Here is a 20,443-nt window from a genome sequence, read left to right on the forward strand (position 1 = left end):
CTCCAAAAATTGGCGACATTTGATAGTCTGGCTATTGTTAAAAGTCACCTAAATCTTTCGCTGCTTGACTTTTACCGAAGTTCCATCGATTTCCCGCGGAATTTCGGATTCCGTTTTTTGAATATCTTCCCGAATGGCGACGACCTGTTTTTGCAAACGAGCCAACCGTTCGCCTTGAAGCTTGGGTGTCGCAATCATCGTTTTGGACTTCGGATTTATCCATTGGCCTTGGGCATTTTTAAATCCGAGATGCAAGTGCGGTCCCGTACTGCGCCCCGTACTGCCGACACGTCCTATCACTTGTCCGCCGGTCACCTGCTGTCCCACTCCTACACCTCGCGATTGCAAGTGCATATAATAGCTCGTAGAATTATCGGCGTGCCTAATGGCAATTTTGTTGCCGCTGAGATTGTCAAAGCCCGACACGACCACTTTCCCTTTGGCCACCGCATAAACAGGAGCCCCCCGCGGACTTCCGTAATCAATACCGCTGTGCATTTTGCGCTGTCCCGTAATCGGGTGAATCCTAGAACCGAACGGACTCGTAATATGCAAGCGATCTAGCGGGTAGCGCAGACCGTCGAAAATGAGAGCCTCGCCCGATTCCGTATAGTGGGCGTTATAAGTGCTTTTCGGGTCGGGATCCGCATACAAAAAAGCTTCGTGATGCCCGACAACGCGCCCATCAAACTCCGCATAAAGAACCTTTCCCGAAATCCACACGCTGTCTTGAAAAAAAGATTCTTCAAGCATAATGCGAAATCGGTCTCCGGGTTGAACGCTCGAAAACGGGATTTTGCACTGCAAGACTCCAGCAACAACCCCCACCATTCGCGCCGGAATGCCGACCGACAACAAGGTCTGGTGCAACGTTCCGCCAGCAGCAATCGTTCCTTCAAAAACGGATTGTTTAATTTCCAACGGTTTCGCCGCCAATCGGTATTCAAAAGAGCCGCTCTGCAAATTTTTTAACAGCAAATGCACCGTCGCCGGATTAGGCGCATAGCGGAACGCCTGTACATTTCCCGCAGAATCCTTGGCTACATGGAAAGTTTCTCCGACACGCAAATTCGAAAGTTCCACGCTGTCTTGAATAGCAAGCACAACAGAGCGCCTATCCTGGAAATTCACCTGCAAGCGTTCCAAAACCTGATAAAGGCCTTCGCCAGCACGAACTGAATCGCTGGAAATTTCAAGAGTCTGCGGGCGACTGCTTGCATAAGAAGCCAATTCCTTTTGCGCCGCCGAGAGCTGCCGTTCAGCTTCCTGAATCTGCGCATCCAGCTTTTCGATTTTTCCCGATTCAAAACAGGCAGAAAAAAGAATCGAAAGTCCCAAACAACACAATAGTCGAATTTGCATACCGCTTTACAAAAAAGCCCGCCCAAAAAAGGGCGGGTTTAAAAATTTATTTCTTCGCCGAAGCTGCTGGAGCCTGAATTCCCAACAGTTCCACTTCAAAAACCAGAAGGCTGTTTGGCGGAATCATCGGTTGGCGTCCGCTCGGTCCATAAGCGAGATTGCTCGGGATCCAGGCCTGTACCTTTCCGCCGACCTTCATCGTCTTGAGAAGTTCCGTCCATCCCGGAATCACAGCCGTCACCGGAAATTCCGCAGGCTGCCCGCGCTTGATGGAGCTGTCAAATTCGGAACCGTCCAAAAGAGTGCCCGCATAATGCACCGAGACAATCGACGAATCCGTGGGCGTTTCGCCAGTTCCTTCGGTAATCACCTTATACTGGAGTCCGCTTTCGGTCGTAATCACGCCTTCAGCCGTTTTGTTCTTGGCCAAGAAAGCGTCCTGTTCCGCGACATTCTTTGCAGCGAGAATGCTGTCCTTTTCCATCTTTTTCTTTTGCAGGTTCTGCGAAAATTCGTTCAGCACAGCAAAAACCATGGAGTCCGACATCATCCAATGCGCACTGTCCTGATTATAGCGATCCTTAAATCCCTGATAGAAAGCGTCCAAATCAATGGAATCCCTGGAGACAAGCTGGTAATGCGCCTGCGAACCAAAATTCGCTCCGAGCGCATAACTGTAATTGTCTTTTTCCGTCACCAGAGAAGTTTTGCCCGGTTCATTGCAACCGAGGAAAAGCAGAGCGGAAAGTCCGAGAATCATCGTTTTTTTCATTACAAAGTCCTTTACAAAAATGATGAAGAATGTCTATAAAATAAAAATTTTGCAAAAAAAGAACTCGGACGGCGTTTCTTTCTTCTTTAAAATGGGGACTTATATACAAAACTCCACCCGATTTGCTTGGTTGGTGCCCTTCGATAAACTCAGGGGCCGTCGGTTAGTGCACCTCGGCAAGCTCGGTAACCGCTTGTCGAACTAGTCAAACCATGGTTAGGGATTAGGGATTAGTTGAAAGTTGGGAGTTGGGAATTGGGAATTGGAAGTGAAAACTGACAACTGATAACTGAGTTTCCCTTGAGAAAAAGAAATCCACGCTTTGAAAAAAATTATTTGAGGGAATTTGGAGGAAGATTGTATATAATTCCTTTAAAATCGGAAAAAATCTGATACTAATTGGTTGCGGGATTTTGCGTTACTTTTTGATACCATTTAATGTCAATGGAAGATTCTGCAATTATTCGGTTAGCGTTCCGTGAGGTGATAATGCGATGGCGAGCCGAATTACACATAAGCCAATTTAAAATGGCGGACCTCTGCGCCACATCGCGGACGCACATCAGCCGGTTGGAAAATTGCAAAGAATCCACGACTTTACCGAAAATCAACACCATTCTGAACGGAATCGGGAAAAGCTGGACCGAATTCGGCGAAGCCATGGACAAAGCCCTGAAAGAACAGGTTGCCGCCAAACAAATAAAGCTCAAAGCGGCAGAAAACAAACCCATTTGGTCGGTAAAATAGCCGATTTTTCACAAACACTCCTTTTTTTCGTCTGATTTTGTGTAATTTGAAGGAAAAAGGAGATTCATAAATCTATGATGTTCGACCCTCTCTACATGGGCATTCTGCTTGTGACACTTGTTCTGTCCGGCATTGTTTCCGCCGTGGTCAATTCCCGTTTCAAAGCGGGGCAAAAAGTCCAAATTCAAAGCGGACTTTCCGGCGCAGAAGTCGCTTCCGCCATTCTCGCCGATGCAGGCATCTTTGATGTGCGCATCCAAGAAACCGGCGGATTCCTGTCCGATTACTATAACCCGATGGACAAGACGCTGAACCTTTCCCACGACGTTTATCACGGACGCAGCGCGAGTTCCGCCGGAGTTGCCGCTCACGAAGTCGGACACGCCATTCAACACGCCCAGAACTATTTTCCCATGTGGCTGCGCTCGTTCATCGTCCCCGCTGCGAATATCGGTTCCAATTTTGGACCATGGCTAGTCATCTTGGGAATCATTCTCGCTTCCGCCGGCAAGGCCGCCCTAGGCCAAAACGTCGCTATTGTCGGCGTTCTTTTATTCGGCATAGCCACCCTTTTTACTCTGGTGACCGTTCCCGTGGAATTTGACGCTTCTTCCCGCGCGAAAAAGTGCCTGGCAAGATTGAACATTCTCGCTCCGGGACGCGAGCAACGGATTGTCGCTGGAGTTCTGCTCGCCGCCGGACTGACTTACGTCGCCGCAGCCATCTCTTCCATTATGCAACTCCTGTACTGGGCTCTTCGGGCAGGACTTTTAGGACGGAGAGACGACTAATGGGAACCCACTTGGAAATCGAATGTCCGATGTGCCACGGTATTCTGGTCGTCGATAAAGAAACCGGAAAAATCCTGGAACACAAGGAATTCAAAAAAGAAAAGCAATCGCTGGAAGATTTTTTGGAAAAAGAAAAAACGCGAACAGCGGATTTAGATAAAAAATTTGCCGAAGCCCGGGAACGGGAAAAAAATCGCCTTTTAGAAATCGAAAAGAAATTTCAGGCGGCAAAAAACAATCCCGATCTGGCAAACAAACCACCTCCGACAATCCAGTGGGATTGAATTTCGCTAATCCGGCAAATCTTCTGAAGGCGTTTCTTCGGAAGATTTTTTTTCTGCGGTTTCTAAAGACATGGGAGCCTCGGCGTCTTCCGGCATCTGCGAGGGCTCGGAAGGATCAAGAGCTGGCGGTTCTTCGTTGGGGGCAAGTATTTCGGAAATTTCCGCATTCTCCACTTGCAACGCCGATTCCTCTTGAGCTTTGGCCTCTTCTTCAAAAACGGATTCCGCGGCATCCTTTTTTTCATCATCCGCTTGCGGACTTTCATTTTCCGCAGCACTCGAAAATTCCGCTTCCAAAGCGGACAAATCCATTTCTCCATTCAACATGGCGGCAATGTCGTTATCGTTCACGGCACGCCCACGAGTTGCCAAAAGCGAAGCGGTTCGCATGACCTGATCGAGAGTCGCCTTCTGGTTGTTGTGGCGGACCAATTCCCGTTCGCGAAGTTTTTCCAAGATTCCCGACTTGTATTCATGTTCCGGTTCAAAAATCCGGGTTTCATTCGCCATCTCTTCGGCAAATTCGCTGTTGTCTTTTTTTCGATAAATCCAAATGGCACCAAAAAGTTCACTTTGACGAAAGACGACTTCATCCGTTTTAATCATTTCCATCAAAGCCATAAATGTAACGACCGTGACGATGGGCATTGGTGCACGCCCGAGCAAATCTTCAAAAAGTACGCGCCCTTCCCTGCGCAAAGTATTGGAAATATATTGCTGGCGGTCTTCAATCTTCACGTCATCCAGTTCAATGTGATGGACGTTTTCACTGCGATGCGTTTTGAGCATTTTCTGATAGGCGCGAAAAAGCTGCCAGATATTTGCGTCAGCGAGAGTGTCGTCGGATTCCGTTTTTTCCATGCGCCCGCGATAGCAAGTGCCAAAATTTTGGGATTCCATCTGCTGGAAATTTTTGACATTCTGCTTGTGGAACTGGTATTCCCGCATATTCCGAAACAATTCGTCCCGGGAGAAATCGAATTCTTCAATCTCTTCTTCCGTCCGCTGGTCTTTGGGCAACAATTCCCGAACTTTCATCGCCATGAGGCGGCTCGCCATCAGCAAAAAATCGCCGGCCTGGGAAAGATCCGCCTGCGAAACGTCCTTCATCCATTCCAGATACTGGTCCGTGATTTCCGAAATGGAAATGTCCGCGGGCTTGACTTCGCTCTGCTGCACTAAATACAGCAAAAGATCCATCGGGCCATCAAAAGCGCCGATATGAACTTCGTAGGATTCGGGAATTTCCGGCATGAATTATTCCACCGTCACGCTTTTCGCCAGATTGCGAGGCTGATCCACATCGTTTCCCCGAAGAACGGCAATGTGATACGCTAAAAGCTGCAACGGAACGCAAGTGATGAGAGGCATTAAAGACTTTTCTACCTTGGGAACAAAAATCACATCGTCAGCAAATTCGGAAATTTCTGAACAGTCCGTGGTCGTTACGACAATAATGCGGCCACCGCGCGCTTTGATTTCCCGGACATTGGAAAGAACCTTGTCAAAAAGGCTGTCTTTAGGAGCAATCACAACAACGGGCATTTTTTCATCGATAAGGGCGATGGGACCGTGCTTCATTTCTGCCGCAGGATAACCTTCTGCGTGGATGTAGCTGATTTCCTTGAGCTTTAATGCGCCCTCCATGGCGACTGGGTAATTGTAATGGCGTCCCAGATAAAGGAAATTTTTCGCATCGACATACTTTTTGGCGATTATGCGAATCTGGTCGGAAAGTTTCAGAGTTTCTTCTATCTGCTGCGGGATGCTGGAAATCGCCCGAGCGAATTCGATTCCCTGTTCCGCAGACACGCGGCGTTCCCGTCCGAGCAAAAGGGCGATCATCGCAAGAACCGCAACCTGCGAAGTAAAAGCCTTCGTACTCGCCACTCCGATTTCGGGACCGGCGTGCAAATAAACGCCGCCGTCGCTTTCTCGCGCAATCGTAGAACCGACCGCATTGCATATTCCCAAAACCGTAGCGCCCTTGGTTTTCGCTTCCCGTAAAGCAGCAAGAGTGTCCGCCGTTTCACCGGATTGAGAAATCACCAAAACAAGAGTTCCCGGTTTGATAATCGGATTCCGATAACGAAATTCCGAAGCGTATTCCACTTCGACAGGAACGCCAGCCAAATCTTCTATCAGATATTCGCCGACCATTCCTGCATAATAGCTGGTTCCGCAAGCCGTGATAATGATGCGATTCAGGTTGCGCAATTCAATTCGATTTGAATCCAGTCCCGCCAATTTCGCAGATCCCTCTGAAAGCAACAATCGCCCGCGCATCGTGTTGCGAAGGGTTTCCGGCTGTTCAAAAATTTCTTTCAGCATGTAATGTTCAAAACCGCCCTTGCTCGCCGCATCCGCATCAAAGCTCACTTCTTCAACGCAGCGGTTTACCGCCCGGCTAGAAACGGTTACAATCTTGTATCCATTGCGATCCGCTATCACCACATCATTGTCGTCCAGATACACGACCTTTTGCGTATAGTCCACTATCGCCGACACATCGCTTGCCAAAAAGAATTCGTCCTGTTCGCCCAAGCCCAAAACCAGAGGGCTGCCTCGCCGAGCACCGATTAGCACATCGGGTTCATCGGCACAAAGAATAGCCAAACCGAAAGTTCCTTCCAATTTATTCAAAGCCGCCAGAACCGCCGATTTGAAATCGCCCTTATACAATTTCGCAATCAAATGGGCGACGACTTCTGTATCGGTTTCCGACTGGAACCGGATTCCTTCCGATTGCAGAGTCGCTTTTATCTGGGAATAGTTTTCGATGATGCCGTTATGCACCACCATAATTTTTCCATCATAGCTAACCTGCGGATGTGCATTGTTTTCTGAAGGGGCGCCGTGCGTCGCCCAACGGGTATGGGCAATTCCGATTGTCGCCGGCATGGGCTTCTGGGAAAGTTTACAAGCCAGATTCGCGATTTTTCCCGTCGCCTTTTCCATTTCCAAGGTGTGATTTTCATGCGCAACAGCTATTCCCGAAGAATCGTAGCCCCGATATTCCAAGCGTTTGAGTCCATTCAACAAAACGCTTGTCGCATCCCGCTGCCCAATGTATCCAACGATTCCGCACATATCCTTTTCCTTATCGCTTTTATTTCACATTACCCTTGTATTTTCGCTTCCACTCTGGCGCAAAGTTCTTCGGCCTGATTTTCCGTCGGCGCTTCAGCAATCACCCGAATCACCGGTTCCGTATTGGATGCGCGCACATGGACAAAACTTTTGTCCTTGCCGAGCCAAAGACCGTCGCGCGTATCGGCAGACCAGCCCGCAAAATCTTTCTGCACTTCTTCAAAAATGGTTTTGACCGGTTTGCCGCCCAGCGGGAATTTCTTTTTGGGCATTGCATAGCTGGGATGTTCCGCTTTGAATTTTTCGGGGCCGCCGTGATTTTCAGCCATCCAAGAAAGCACCAGCGCCGCCGCAACAAGAGAGTCCCTGCCATAGTGCAAAGCGGGCAAAATCACGCCGCCGTTTCCTTCGCCGCCGACCACGCAATTGTTTTGCATCATCTGGATGCTGACATTCACCTCGCCGACTTTCGCCCGAGAGAATCCGACTCCGAATTTTTCGGCAACATCGGCACACATCCGGGAAGTCGAAAGGTTTACACAAACATCTCCTTTCTTTTTTGCAAGAACCGCTTCGGTCGCAATGGCAAGCGTATATTCTTCGCCAATCGCTTCTCCGTTTCCATCGACAAGCGCACAGCGGTCAGCGTCCGGATCCACGGCAAAGCCCACCGCACAATGATTTTCTCGAACCGCTTTTCCCAAGTCCTTCAGATTCGCAGGAATCGGTTCGGGCCCTCGCGGAAAAGTGCCATCCGGTTTGCAATGCACTCGCACCACTTCACAGCCAAGGGATTCCAAAAGTCTCGGAACAATATACGATCCGGCACCGTTCACCGCATCGACCGCCACCTTGAAATGCTTCCGCCGAATGGCTTCCACGTCGATAAACGGAATCGAGAGCGTTTCATCAATGTGAAAAGCGTCCGCGTCTTTTAAAACATTCGCCACGCCCATCTGCCGATAATCCGGATAAATAAACTCGCCCGAATCCGCGATATCGAAAAGATCCTTGACCTGCTCCGGCGAAAGGAAAATGCCCCGTTCGTCCAAAAATTTCAGGGCATTCCATTCCAGCGGATTATGGCTTGCCGTAATGATGATTCCCGCATCCGCATGAAGGCGCGTCACAAAAAGCTCCACGCTGGGAGTCGTCGCAAGCCCCACATCGATGACATCGGCTCCGGCAAGGCGGCAAAGCCCCGAAACATACGAAATAATGGCATCTCCCGTCGGGCGGCTGTCCCGGCCAATCACGACTTTGCGCGCCCCGGTCACTTCCAAAAAAGCTTTTACATGATTCGTTAAAACCGTAGGCGTAAGCGTATCTCCGACAACGCCTCGTATTCCAGAAACTGAACGCATCAAAACGGACATGATCTACCCTTTATCTTTAAAACCAAAAATACAAAAATCAGCACGCCAAATGGAGTACGCTTCTGAGAAATCCCCATTCCCCTCTGGAAAAATTTTCAAAGCAAAGTCTCCATTCCCTTTTCCAAAACTCCTTTTTCTACTTTTACGGCATGGCTCTTATCTCTGTCAAAAATCTGACTCTCCGTTTTAGCAATCCCGCACTTCTCGACAAAGTTTCTTTTGACATCAACGAAGGCGAACGCGTATGCCTTATCGGGCGAAATGGCGAAGGAAAAAGTACGTTGCTCAAAATCCTCGCCGAAGAAATGGATGCCAATTCCGGAGAAATCATCCGTAAAAACGGTTTGCGCACGGCTCGGCTGATTCAAGAAATTCCCGCGCATATCGAAGGGACAGTCCGCGACATCGTCATCGGCAAAACGGCAGAGCGTCATTCCGTTGGCGAAGATATTCTTGGGAAAACCGGCATTGATCCCGAAGCGCTTTACGACTCCCTTTCTGGCGGTCAAAAACGGCGGGTGCTTTTCGCCAAAGCCATCGCGCAAGAACCCGATTTGCTTTTGCTTGACGAGCCGACAAACCATTTGGACATTCCCAGCGTTCAATGGTTAGAAAACATTCTAGCCCGTTTGCCATGTTCCATCCTTTTCATCAGCCACGACAGAGCTTTTGTCCGCAGGCTCGCCACCAGAATTTTGGAACTCGACAGGGGGCGCGTCCGCTCCTGGGAATTCCCCTACGATGAGTTTGTACGTCATCGAGACGAAGCTCTCGCCGAAGAAGAAAAAGCGAACAAACTTTTTGACAAACGACTCGCAGAAGAAGAAATCTGGATTCGCAAAGGCATTCAAGCCCGCAGAACGCGAAACGAGGGCCGAGTGCGAGCATTGATAAAAATGCGCAAAGAACGCGCCGAGCGCAGAAATCGAACCGGCAATGTCAAAATGCAAATAACCGAAGCCGAACGTTCCGGAAGGATCGTCATTCAAGCCGAAGGCATTTCTTACGCCTACGAAAATCAGCTTCTGTTTCAAAATTTTTCCACCGAAATTTCCCGCGGCGACCGCATCGGCATCGTCGGGGCAAACGGCTGCGGAAAAACGACACTGCTCAAAATTCTTCTCGGAGAACTAACGCCGCAAACGGGTTCCGTCCGACTGGGCACCAATCTGCAAATCGCCTACTTCGACCAGATGCGAACCAGGCTTCGTGAAGACAAATCGCTCGTTGAAAATATCGGCGACGGCCAAGAATACGTCGTCATCAACGGCCAGAAACGCCACGTTTTAAGCTACCTGCAAGATTTCCTGTTCACTGCATCGCGCGCCCGCGGGCCCATTTCGGCTCTCTCCGGCGGAGAACGCAACCGATTGCTTTTAGCGTGCCTATTTTCGCACCCGTCCAACGTTCTTGTTCTCGACGAACCCACCAACGATTTGGACATGGAGACCCTCGATTTGCTTACCGATTTGCTCGCCGAATACAACGGCACAGTCATCACCGTTAGCCACGACCGCGATTTTTTGGACAACGTCACCACCGAAATTCTAGGCTTTGAAGAAAATGGCTACATCCACGAAAGCGTGGGGGGCTATTCCGATTACGCCGCCAACAAAAAACTTCGGGAAAAAGAAAACGAGGCCGTAGTCAAAAAAGATTCAACGCCGACCGAAAAACGAGCACGAGAAAAGAAAAAACGCAGCTACAAGGAAGAGCGCGAATATCAGGAACTTCCCGAAAAAATTGAAGTGCTGGAAAAAGAAATCACGGCATTGCAAACAGCCCTCGGCACGGAAGAAGTTTACACCAATGCGAACCGACTCGTCGAAATCCAAAGAGACCTGGCAGAAAAGGAAAAACAACTCGAAGTCGCCTACGAACGTTTCGAAATTTTGGATGGCATCGGTTAAATGAGAGTTGAGAACTGAGTTCTAAGTTCCGAACAAGGTTACGACATTCGCCTTGAATTACGCTCATCGCAGGCGACGGAGAGACAACAAATCACACTCGCGGAATTTTTTTTCGCTTGCGCTGAAGGTGGCACAAATCCACACCCCGCTCGGTGAAACGATTGCCGTTCTGTTACGCACTCAATACTTTGACCCCGATCCCGTAAAAATTTCTTCTTGATAAGCGTTTTTTTTCGTAAAAGCCTTGACAATGTTTGTTTTTTTATTGCTGTCCGGTAAAATTTCTACTTTCCATGGTACTTTTGAGCTTGTTTTTGATTGCAAACTGAACAATAGTCAAAAGTGTCGGCTCCCGGAAACGGAAGTCGCCTTTTTTTGTTAGATTTCTAGTTGAATTAAAAAGTTTTACCGGACACTAATAATTTAAATAGTAAATCTTATAGTAAACAGGGAGATGAATATGTTTGGTGAAATGGGATTGAATTCTCGCGGAGTGGTGTCCGCTTCTATTCTCGCGCTTACCCTGGCGGGGCAAGCAGCCTTTGCACAGTCGTGGTATGCGACTGATTCGCGTCAACCGGGGCACGATCCCTCGATGTACAGGGACGAGAACGGCTACATCCTCATGTCCACGAATAACAACCTCGCGATGTGGACTTCGACGGATATGGTCAAGTGGAGCGCGAAAGGGCAAATTTTTAACGACAGCCCGCAGTGGCTCAAGGACGCCGTGGGCGGCAAGACCGACGGCATCTGGGCTCCGGACCTGTTCCATTTCAATAACCAGTATGGCGTGTTCTACTGCGGTTCCGTTTTTGGCCAGCGCACGTCTGCAATCGGTGTCGCGACGAATGCGAACCTGAACTTCTCGGATCCGGCGAAGGGTTGGACGGATCAGGGGGAGGTGACGCGCACCACGAACAGCAACAACTACAATGCGATTGATGCTGACGTGGTGGTGACTCCCGAAGGGCAGTATTGGATGACGTACGGTTCCTGGAATGCGGGCGGTATTCGTTTGATTAAGCTTGACCCCAAGACGGGCAAGCAGGCGAGCGACGACAAGACGAACTACCAGATTGCGACACGCGGCGGTACGGGTATCGAAGGCCCGAGTCTCATCGAGCACGGCGGGCAGTATTTCTTGTTTACCGCCTGGGACGTGTGCTGCAAGCAGGGTAACGAAATCGAACAGACCACTTACAAGACGGCCATGGGCCGCGCCGACAAGGTGAACGGGACTTACAAGGACCGCAGCGGCAAGGAACTCAACAAGAGTGGCGGAACCATCTTGATGCAGCGTTACAGCCGTTACGTGGGCCCGGGCGGCGGCGAAGCCTTCAAGGACCTGAACCGCATCCGCTTTGTGCATCACTACTACGACCTGACCGGCGACAAGTACAACCACATCCACATTCGCGACCTGGTGTTTACCGACGACAACTGGCCCGAAATGGGGCAGCCTTTCCTCGGACGCTACCTGAGTGCCGAGGCGGAACATGGTATCATGACACGTGCAGTTTCGGGCGACATCACGTTCGAATATACGAAGAATGCCTCGAACGGCGAATACGTGGGCTATATCAATACGAAGGGAACCAAGATTCGCTTGCCCATGAACATTATGCAGGCGGGCGACTATATTATGCGTTACCGCTATGCGAACGGTGGCGATGCCGACGCAACGCACAAGGTAACCGTCAACGGAAAGTCGCAGACGGTAAAGCTCCCGAAAACGGGCACCTGGGGCAGTTTCCCCGAAAATTCTGTAGCGATGATTCCTGCAACACTCGAGCGCGGCGGCAACTTTATCGAGGTGGAGCCCGACCAGAATTTTGCGGAACTTGACCGTATCGATTTCTTGCGCGTGATTCGCGATACCATTCCGGGTAACGGATTCGATAACGGCATCAAGGTGCGCCTGACTGTGGACGACAAGCTCGCTGTCAAGAACGGAGGTTATGCCATCTTCGAGAATGTGGTGACGGATTCCATCAGGAGCACCGAAGTCAAGGTTGAACTGCAGCAGTGCAGCGGCGGTACGCTCAGCATCCGCGAGGGTTCCGCTTCGGGTACGGAACTTTCCAAGTGCACGGTTCCTTCGAGCTGCGCAAATGGTGCCTGGACCGAAGTGAACTGCTCTGCTACCAAGAAGCTTTCGGGCGTCAAGGATTTCTACCTCACGGGTAGCGGTATGAGCGGCGAAGTGCTGGTGGGCAACATCCGCTTCGGCAAGGTTGCTGAACCGTCTGTTTCGAGTTCCAGTGAGACTTCGGAAGGATCTAGCTCCAGTGTTGCAGAAGTTTCTAGTTCTAGCGAAATTTCGACGGCTCTTGCGCAGGCAAAGTCTTTGAACACCAGCTACAAAATGACGACGAATGCTTACGGTTATACCTTCCATTTTGATCGTCCCGGCAATTACGAAATCTTCGTGATGAATCCGATGGGGCAGCTGATGGCTCGGAAAACTGTGCGAATGGAATCTGAAGTGTCGCTGCAGGGACTGTCTAAAGGAAAGTATATCTTCAAGTTGATGAAACACTAAGAGAAAAAGGGATGTTTGGGTATGTTTAAATGCACTCTATCTAGTCGTCCCTTAAATCCCGCCCAGCCCGCATAACTGTTGGGAAAAATTGATTTCTACCCTGTGAAATTATTGCAAGGATTTCTAAAAGGGATTAAAAACCTTGCATTTTTTTCATGTACAGACCGCCAAAATCCCACGCCCAGACAAGCCTTTTCTGTTCCCTTGAGGAGCAGTTGAACCACAAGCATTCCCTCTACGTTCTCGCGAACAAGATTAACTGGAACAAGTTCGAGACCGAGTTTTCCAAATTGTTCGACGAAAAGATGGGTGCGCCAAACAAGCCGATCCGTCTCATGACTGGGTTCATCATCCTGAAGCACATCCGCAACGTATCGGACGAGTCCGTCGTGGAGCAATTTCAGGAAAACGCCTATTACCAGTATTTTTGCGGGGAACGCATCTTCACGACGGAGCAGCCCTGCGACCCGAGCGAACTTGTCCACTTCCGTCTTCCGCAGACTGAAAACCATCGCGGGTCGGCTCGTCCGCGAAATGGAACGGAATCTTTCGAAGAAAAATCTGTCGGGTACGTACAAAGGAAAAATTGAACTTTTCTACAAAGTTCTGGCACAGAAGAAATGCGACAAGAACAAAATCTATTCGCTACACGAGCCCGAAGTGAAATGCATCGGCAAGGGCAAGGAACACAAGAAATACGAGTTCGGCAACAAGGTGTCAATCGCCCGGAGCTACAGCGGCATCATTGTCGGCGCGGTCTCGTTCCGGGACGAGTATGACGGACATACGATAGACGATACGCTTGACCATGTTGAACAAATGCTTGGATTCAGGCCGAGCCAGGCAGCATGCGACCGAGGCTACCGCGGACAAAAGGAATCCGGAACGACAAAGATCGTGATACCCGACGTCCCGAAGAAAAACGCGACTTACTACCAGAAGAAAAAGGCTCACAAGCTTTTTTGCAAGAGGGCTGGCATCGAACCAATCAATGGTCACTTGAAGAGCGACCACCGCATGGGTCGCAACTTCTACAAGGGAATCTTTGGCGACATGCTCAATGCAAAGCTTGCAGCAGCGGCGTTCAACTTCAAGAGGGCCATGAGGCGCTTTTTTGTTTTGTTGGAATGGCTATACTGTTGTTTCCTTCTGTGGAACGGAATGAATAGAAAATGCGAACGCTCTTGTCCCGCACTCGTGAATTGACTTTTTAAGGGCTGACTAGCTAATCGTAATCTTAGAACAGCTAACCTCTGTTGTAAAAAATTCTGGTAATCGATTTTCCAAAAGGCTAAGAAAACTTGATGAGCTGACCGAAGTTACAGGTGGATCATTCGGATGAGCCGCATTAATGGCAGCAATTTCATTTTGTGCGTCAATTTTTGCTTGACTAAGCGCATTTTGAATTGTTGTTTTTATATCTGAGCCAACATTACCCAACAAGTCATGAAAACTTGAATACAACGCATCATCATTTCCCCTTAATTCCAAACCTGTTGATGCGATATTTCCTGTTATTGATGACGCTTCGCCATTAAGAGCGTTTTCTATAATAGAGCACGCAGAGGATAGTTGCGTATCAAGATTCGTGTCATCAGAAAAATCAATCGGAGCATCAGCACTAAACATCTCTCTGCGTTCAAGATGTTCAATTTTGTAATTGTTAAGATTTTTCTCGTTTCTGGACATAATTCACCCTTCTCAAACAATTATTTTTGATTGACTATCACACACCGGACTGAAAATCCATTTGTTTTATAAGTACTTTGACTGCATAGTGTAGTTTCCGTTCTACTCTGGCATCCCACAAAAGATGTATTGTCACCTAAAGTTCCCTCTTGTGGATAATGCCAGTATGTCGATTCATTCATTCGTGTAAATGTGTGCTGCCAGTTATAACCGGCTCCAACAAGGCTATAGCCGGTATCGTTACTTCCCCCAAAACCAAATGTTGAGCGAGTTCCTTTTACTCCATCTTGGTTCCCGTTACTATTGACTATGATATAAAAATCATTATAAGTCAGAAGACGCCAACCATCAGGGCAAATTCCCTGATGATTCGGCTTAATGGAGTCGGCACAGCTCTTACTATTGCATTCAAACGGAAGGTTCATCATCTCCGCCCACTGGTAAAGTCCACCATAATAGTGGCAATTTAATGTATCATTGTCATAGCAGTAGCGTTCGATTTTAGAATCATCTTTTTGATCCTTGAATCCACGAACCATTTCACCAACATTTAGGTTTTCCACCATCGCATAAATTGTTGCGTTTTTTCCAGACGTATCCTTGCCATCAAACTTCAAATACTTGTACGTTCTACCATTTCGTTTATCTGTAAATTCGAGACAACCTCCGTGGGCATTACAACTAAACGGCCACCATTCAGCATCTGTCCCCCAAGGATTCTGTTTACTACTTGACGATTGGACATCATTTGAACTAGAACTTGATTGTTTCACTGAAGAACTGCTACTTTGGTTTTCACTAGATGAAGAACTAACCGACGAACTGAACACATCCTTGTTACTGCTAGAAGAATCATCCGTCTTTACAGAACTTGAACTCTTGGAGTCGGAAGAGTTCTTTGTTTCTTTTGCGGAACTACTCGATACTTCGACAGGCTCAGATCCCTTGACACTACTGGAAGACTTGTCTTTTTCTGTAGATTCATTTCCCGACGACTTCTTGTCAACAGAAGATGACGACTCATCCAAATCAGAAGTTTCTACCGATGAACTGGAAGTACCGGTTTCGTCGGAACTAGCCGACGAAGAGTCATCGCAGGCGGAAAGGGCGAAGGATGCCGCGAGCACCGCCACCCACAAGAAACCAAGACCCTTGACACACTTCATACCATTATCTCCTGTAAAAATTTTCACCACCCACAAACCAAGCAATGTGAAATATGGAATGTGGAATTTATACCGCAAAATCCATCATCAAACGAGGTTCAAGGGGTTCAACACGGTAGTTGTTTTGGTTATTATTTTTGCCATTCTTCTTGTTGAGTTTGGACATACGGTTTCCTTTCTCTGAAATTGACATGATAAATTCTATACTTCAGTTAATTTTCCGGTTTGTAATCTTTTACACAACGAACAGAATAAGCATTTTCTTTGACAGCAACTCGTTGTAAAGAAAAATCATCACCTAAACGAGGAACATATATAAAAGAAGCTTTTTGACTATTTTCTTCATCTTGCTCTGGCCTCCAGAATCGGGCCCCTTCACCCAAATCGGAAAAACCACCTTCAGACGGGACAAATCGACCCGCAGGCAAGATGGAAAAACCAGACTTGTTTAAACCAAAATAAGTCGGTTTCAAAACAAAGACATAGGAACCATGGGCACTAGCGACGCTCGATATGCCAGCTCTTTCCCAAAGAAGAGCCCATTCACCTTCATGCATAACATGCCAACCTTCATCACATATACCCTTATGAAAAACATCATGCTTCGATAAAGATCCCTTCGGGTAGTCATAATTGGAAGGGCAATCGTCAGAACCAATGGAAGCGTTATTGCAAGCGGCGGGGAACTTCATTACCGTATTCCATGAGTACAAGCCACCAAAACCGTGTTCGCAATACCAAGGGTCATTATCATAGCAATACTTTGTCGAATCACCCTGTTGCTCACTAGACTGAACCATCTTGCCAAAGTTTAGATTTTCTGCAAAAAAAGTAAGGGAGTCTACACCATAGTATCCATATTTTATCGTAATCGTCTTGTAGGTTACCCCATCACGAGAGTCCGTATGAGTTCCATACTTTATATCAGAGTTAAACTGATTTGTCATATCGAAATAACTACTGCTAGAAGCCGCAGAACTGGACGAAACTTCAATCCAATAGCCATCCGTGCAAATATACGTAACACCAGTAAACGCCACCATTTTGGTCTTCCCTTCTTTTTCGGGAGGACATATCGATAAAGATGAACTAGAATCATCCGACTTTACAGAGCTGGAACTCTTGGAGTCGGACGAGTTCTTTGTTTCTTTAGCTGAGCTACTCGACACTTCAGCAGGTTCTGAGCCCTTGAAACTACTAGATGACTTGTCCTTTTCGTAGGCTTCTTCGCCTGATGACTTTTTATCAACCGACGACGACGATTCAGAATCAGAAGACTCTACCGACGAACTGGAAACACCTGTTTCATCGGAACTAGCCGACGACGAGTCATCGCAGCCCCAAAGGCCGAAGAATGCCGCCAACATAAAGATGGTTAGAGATTGCTTCCCCTGAAACAAGTTTAGGGTCGCAATGACACGCTGGAAAGACTTCTTCATAAAACATCCCCGTCTATAGTTTATCTTGTTAAATATAGGTAATGCCCCTGCCAAAGTCCATACCCCCCCATTATAAAATTTAGAAAACAAGACAAAAGTCCAGAATAACGCAGAAAAACAACTTTTTTCAAGATTTTCATTTTCTATCAGAAATTTCCTATATGACTCAAATTGAGACATATAGGAGTTATAACTTGCCAAATGTAGGCATTTTATGGTAGATTTGGCGAATTATACAAGACATCCAAAGTGATTGATTTTGGAATCTGCCTGGCGCAGGAATTGGGTTTTAGACCGAGCGATGTCACGAAGGTAAGCATCGGTGACTTGCGGGTCTTAGAGGATTCCTTGAACAGCTTGACTTTTTCAAGGAGTTCCGTCAAGTAATGCTGCGTGACTTCGTAGGGACTGGTCGAAAACTTCATTTCACAGATGTTGATGACGTTGTCGATGCGGTCGATCAGAAGGTCGAATTGTGCGCCCTCTTTCCCCGTATATATCCAACTGCATGGGGCACTTTCTATTCCAGAGATTCCGAGTGCGTTCAGGATTTGCGGATAATGCTGAAGGCACAGCATTTCGAATGCGTAGCCGCACCAACCGTTGTATTCAGGCTTACCCTGGATTTGCAGCCATTGGTTGCGGCGACCCTTCGCCCGTTTCGCGAGGAACCTGAAATAGAAAAGCGTGTAGAAATCGACGAGTTGAATCAGTTCGTCTTTGGTCTTCTTGCCAAAGGGACTATAACGCCTAATGAATCCGCAATTTTCAAGATCGTCCAAGGCCTTGGACACGCCCCCGCTACTCTCGACCGAAAGTTCCTTGATTAACGTATTCCTGGTTATCCCCTTTTTCTTTTGAGCAAGAATTTCTACGATGGCAATGTATTTTTCGGAATTGCGGAACAACGCGTGATACAAGTTGTGAAATTCGTTGCGGAGTTCGCCATCTTCGCTGAACAAAAGTCTGTCCACATTCTGTGCAAGGCTTTCGCCTTTGTCCAGGAGTTTCAAGTAATACGGAATCCCCCCAAAAACCATGTAGAACTGAGCGATTTCAAAACGTTCCATGGTGAAATTTTTTGCCTTCAAAAATTCTTCGCATTCGCCAAGGGTGAACGGAGAAAGTTTTATCTGGTGCGTTACGCGGTTATGCAGACCACCCTTGTTGTTGATGAGCTTGTTCATCATCCACGACGTGGCAGAACCACAGACAATCAACTTTATGGTCGGGTCATCGGAGGCCCACGAATTCCAGAAATGTTCCAGGGCGCTTACAAAGTCAGACCGTGCGGTATCGAACCACGGCAGTTCATCAATGAAAATGATTTTCTTGGTTTTACGCAATTTTGAGAGTTCGTCGCGCAAGAGATTGAACGCGTCAAACCAATTTTTGACGGTTGCCTTCTTTGAAAAATATTGCGAAAAGGCGTCCGTAAAATTCTGCAATTGCTTTTTGAGATCGGAATTGGCCAACCCCGTCATGTAAAAAGAAAAGTTTTTTTGGAAAAGGCCCTTCACGAGATAAGTCTTGCCGACTCGCCTACGACCATAGACAGCGACAAATTCAGCTTCGTCGCTATCGATGAACCTGTTCAACAGGGATATTTCGCGTTTTCTGCCAACAATCAGTTTTTCGGACATAGGACCTCCCTATACTTTACCAAATATATATAAAAGCACATGGATTTGGCAAATTATACGACATAATTCACCAAAAGTATCTTTTTTATGATAGATTTGGCAAGATAACGCGGTTTTTAAGGCAGTATTGCCATTCGGATTTGATAATCCGTCGGCGGGTTAGTCGGAGTCCTTGAGGCAACGAACAGAAAGATCAATCGGGGCATCAGCACTCATCATATAGCGAGGTTCTAAAGATTCAATTGTATAATTCTGATTTTTTTTGTTTAGCTTTTCCTTGGACATATTATCCTCTTTTTTTAATAAGCTCTTTTTCCGCATTTCCTGTGAATTACAATTTACTCATCCATAACACACCTAACTGAAAAACCATGCGTTTTAAAAGTGTTTGAAATAGGGTTGCCGTTTGCTAGAGTGTATTGATACGATGCCTTAGATTTCTCTGCATAATTTTCTGGATTTTCTTCAGGGTAATGCCAATAAGTTTCGTCATTTATGCCCTTAAAGGAACCATTCCAATTGTAGCCAGCCCCAACAAGGCTATACCCTGTGGTATTGTAGCCACCAAAGCCATATGCAGAACGGGTTCCCTCAACACCATGGGTATTTCCATCGGCATGAACAACAATATAAAAGTCATTGTATGTAAGCAGTCGCCAACCGTCGGGACATATTCCTTGGTGATGGTATGTTACAGTATCATATTGATTTCGGCAATCTTCTTGGTTGCATTCGCTAGGCAGTTGCATCATCTCTGCCCATTGGTAAAGACCACCATAGCGGTCACAATTTGTCGTATCATTATTATAGCAATACCGCTCTATCTTATCATCATCTTCCTGACTTTTCCTTCCACGGACCATTTCGCCAATATTCAAGTTTTCTGCCATAACTTTAATCGTAGCTTTTCGACCGGCAGTATCTTTTCCGCTTATCTGTATATAGTAATACTCTCGATTATTTCGTCCATCGACAAACTTCACATAATCACCATTACGCCAATGTGTTCCATCAAAAGGCTCTGTCCTATCAAACGGCACATATTCGCTACTACTCGAAGCAACTGACGACGAAGATTGTTTCACGGAAGAACTAGATGACCCTTCAGAACTGTTGCTTTGCTTTTCACTCGAAGACGAACTAACCGACGAACTGGACTTGTCCTTGTTGCTGCTGGATGAGTCATCCGTTTTCACGGAACTGGAACTCTTGGAGTCGGACGAGTCCTTTGTTTCTTTTGCGGAACTACTCGATACTTCGACAGGCTCTGAGCCCTTAAAACTACTAGACGACTTGTCTTTGGTTTCGTTTTCCGATGATTTTTTTTCAACAGAAGATGAATACTCTTCTGAATCAGATGACTCTACCGACGAACTGGAAACACTTGTTTCATCGGAACTTGCTGATGACGAGTCATCACATGCCGAGAACGCAAGCATTGCAAAAGCAACAGCGCTCACCAAGCCGAGTTTCTTTATCGTTTTCATTATCCATTCTCCTGTTATTAAACTTTTGTGTTGCCCTTGCCACCCACACACCAATCACCGCCGGGGCCTCGATAACCGCTTCGGGCGGTACCTCGCTATCCCCGAAATATAGCACATTCCCAGCCTGCCTACGGCACCCCCA

16 protein-coding genes and 1 pseudogene are annotated in these 20,443 nt (G+C 47.4%); 6 read left to right on the forward strand and 11 right to left on the reverse strand.

The features are described from left to right. Positions 1-48: 48 nt before the first annotated feature. Both BGX14_RS07690 and BGX14_RS07695 read right to left on the reverse strand, forming a co-directional pair. Positions 49-1,362: a M23 family metallopeptidase gene (locus tag BGX14_RS07690; protein ID WP_073303925.1), complete on the reverse strand. Its 1,314-nt coding sequence runs from the start codon at positions 1,360-1,362 to the stop codon at positions 49-51. 46 nt (positions 1,363-1,408) lie between these two features. Continuing rightward, a complete protein-coding gene (locus BGX14_RS07695) occupies positions 1,409-2,134 on the reverse strand; it encodes an FKBP-type peptidyl-prolyl cis-trans isomerase (RefSeq protein ID WP_095879530.1) in 726 nt (241 codons plus the stop codon). A 528-nt stretch (positions 2,135-2,662) separates the two neighbouring features. Here BGX14_RS07695 and BGX14_RS07705 point away from each other — a divergent pair. The 3 genes from BGX14_RS07705 to BGX14_RS07715 all read left to right on the forward strand — a co-directional run bounded on the left by BGX14_RS07705 (position 2,663) and on the right by BGX14_RS07715 (position 3,956). Next, the gene (locus tag BGX14_RS07705) at positions 2,663-2,881 is read left to right on the forward strand and encodes a hypothetical protein (protein WP_073306255.1); all 219 of its coding nucleotides are present in this window, start codon (positions 2,663-2,665) and stop codon (positions 2,879-2,881) included. Between the two features lie 74 nt (positions 2,882-2,955). Beyond that, positions 2,956-3,672: a zinc metallopeptidase gene (locus BGX14_RS07710; protein ID WP_073306254.1), complete on the forward strand. Its 717-nt coding sequence runs from the start codon at positions 2,956-2,958 to the stop codon at positions 3,670-3,672. Then, positions 3,672-3,956, forward strand: coding sequence for a hypothetical protein (locus BGX14_RS07715; RefSeq protein WP_073306253.1), 285 nt, complete (start codon positions 3,672-3,674; stop codon positions 3,954-3,956). Before BGX14_RS07710 ends, BGX14_RS07715 begins: the two co-directional genes overlap by 1 nt. Positions 3,957-3,962: 6 nt before the next feature. On the opposite strand, the gene BGX14_RS07720 is transcribed toward BGX14_RS07715, so the two are convergent. Genes BGX14_RS07720 through glmM form a run of 3 tightly spaced genes read right to left on the reverse strand, consistent with a single transcriptional unit; the run spans position 3,963 to position 8,422 of the window. Beyond that, entirely contained in the window at positions 3,963-5,210 is a 1,248-nt protein-coding gene (locus BGX14_RS07720; protein WP_095879532.1) for a ScpA family protein, read from the reverse strand. 3 nt (positions 5,211-5,213) lie between these two features. Next, positions 5,214-7,046, reverse strand: coding sequence for a glutamine--fructose-6-phosphate transaminase (isomerizing) (glmS, locus tag BGX14_RS07725; RefSeq protein WP_073306251.1), 1,833 nt, complete (start codon positions 7,044-7,046; stop codon positions 5,214-5,216). Between the two features lie 29 nt (positions 7,047-7,075). Further along, positions 7,076-8,422, reverse strand: a complete 1,347-nt coding sequence (gene glmM, locus BGX14_RS07730; protein ID WP_073306250.1) for a phosphoglucosamine mutase — start codon at positions 8,420-8,422, stop codon at positions 7,076-7,078. A gap of 149 nt (positions 8,423-8,571) precedes the next feature. Between glmM and BGX14_RS07735 the strand changes: the two genes are divergently transcribed. From BGX14_RS07735 to BGX14_RS16075, 3 genes and pseudogenes are all read left to right on the forward strand, one after another. After that, positions 8,572-10,332 (forward strand): ATP-binding cassette domain-containing protein, encoded by a 1,761-nt coding sequence (locus BGX14_RS07735; RefSeq protein WP_095879533.1) that lies wholly within the window; start codon positions 8,572-8,574, stop codon positions 10,330-10,332. Positions 10,333-10,792: 460 nt separating this feature from the next. Then, positions 10,793-12,877 (forward strand): family 43 glycosylhydrolase, encoded by a 2,085-nt coding sequence (locus BGX14_RS07740; protein ID WP_095879803.1) that lies wholly within the window; start codon positions 10,793-10,795, stop codon positions 12,875-12,877. 155 nt (positions 12,878-13,032) lie between these two features. Next, positions 13,033-14,083, forward strand: a pseudogene (locus BGX14_RS16075) (transposase). A gap of 15 nt (positions 14,084-14,098) precedes the next feature. On the opposite strand, the gene BGX14_RS07750 reads toward BGX14_RS16075, so the two are convergent. The 6 genes from BGX14_RS07750 to BGX14_RS07775 form a co-directional block, all read right to left on the reverse strand. Beyond that, on the reverse strand, positions 14,099-14,566 hold the full coding sequence (locus BGX14_RS07750; RefSeq protein WP_073305955.1) for a hypothetical protein: 468 nt from the start codon (positions 14,564-14,566) through the stop codon (positions 14,099-14,101). 20 nt (positions 14,567-14,586) lie between these two features. After that, positions 14,587-15,732 (reverse strand): FISUMP domain-containing protein, encoded by a 1,146-nt coding sequence (locus tag BGX14_RS07755; protein ID WP_095879534.1) that lies wholly within the window; start codon positions 15,730-15,732, stop codon positions 14,587-14,589. Positions 15,733-15,944: 212 nt separating this feature from the next. Further along, positions 15,945-17,351, reverse strand: a complete 1,407-nt coding sequence (locus BGX14_RS07760; RefSeq protein ID WP_095879535.1) for an FISUMP domain-containing protein — start codon at positions 17,349-17,351, stop codon at positions 15,945-15,947. A 32-nt stretch (positions 17,352-17,383) separates the two neighbouring features. Continuing rightward, the gene (locus BGX14_RS07765) at positions 17,384-18,814 is read right to left on the reverse strand and encodes an ATP-binding protein (protein ID WP_095879536.1); all 1,431 of its coding nucleotides are present in this window, start codon (positions 18,812-18,814) and stop codon (positions 17,384-17,386) included. Between the two features lie 159 nt (positions 18,815-18,973). Further along, entirely contained in the window at positions 18,974-19,099 is a 126-nt protein-coding gene (locus BGX14_RS07770; protein ID WP_157798012.1) for an LEPR-XLL domain-containing protein, read from the reverse strand. Between the two features lie 53 nt (positions 19,100-19,152). Beyond that, on the reverse strand, positions 19,153-20,301 hold the full coding sequence (locus BGX14_RS07775) for an FISUMP domain-containing protein (RefSeq protein WP_095879538.1): 1,149 nt from the start codon (positions 20,299-20,301) through the stop codon (positions 19,153-19,155). Positions 20,302-20,443 lie beyond the last annotated feature (142 nt).

This window comes from Fibrobacter sp. UWS1 (assembly GCF_002300445.1).
In the GTDB taxonomy this organism is placed as follows: Bacteria; Fibrobacterota; Fibrobacteria; order Fibrobacterales; family Fibrobacteraceae; genus Hallerella; species Hallerella intestinalis.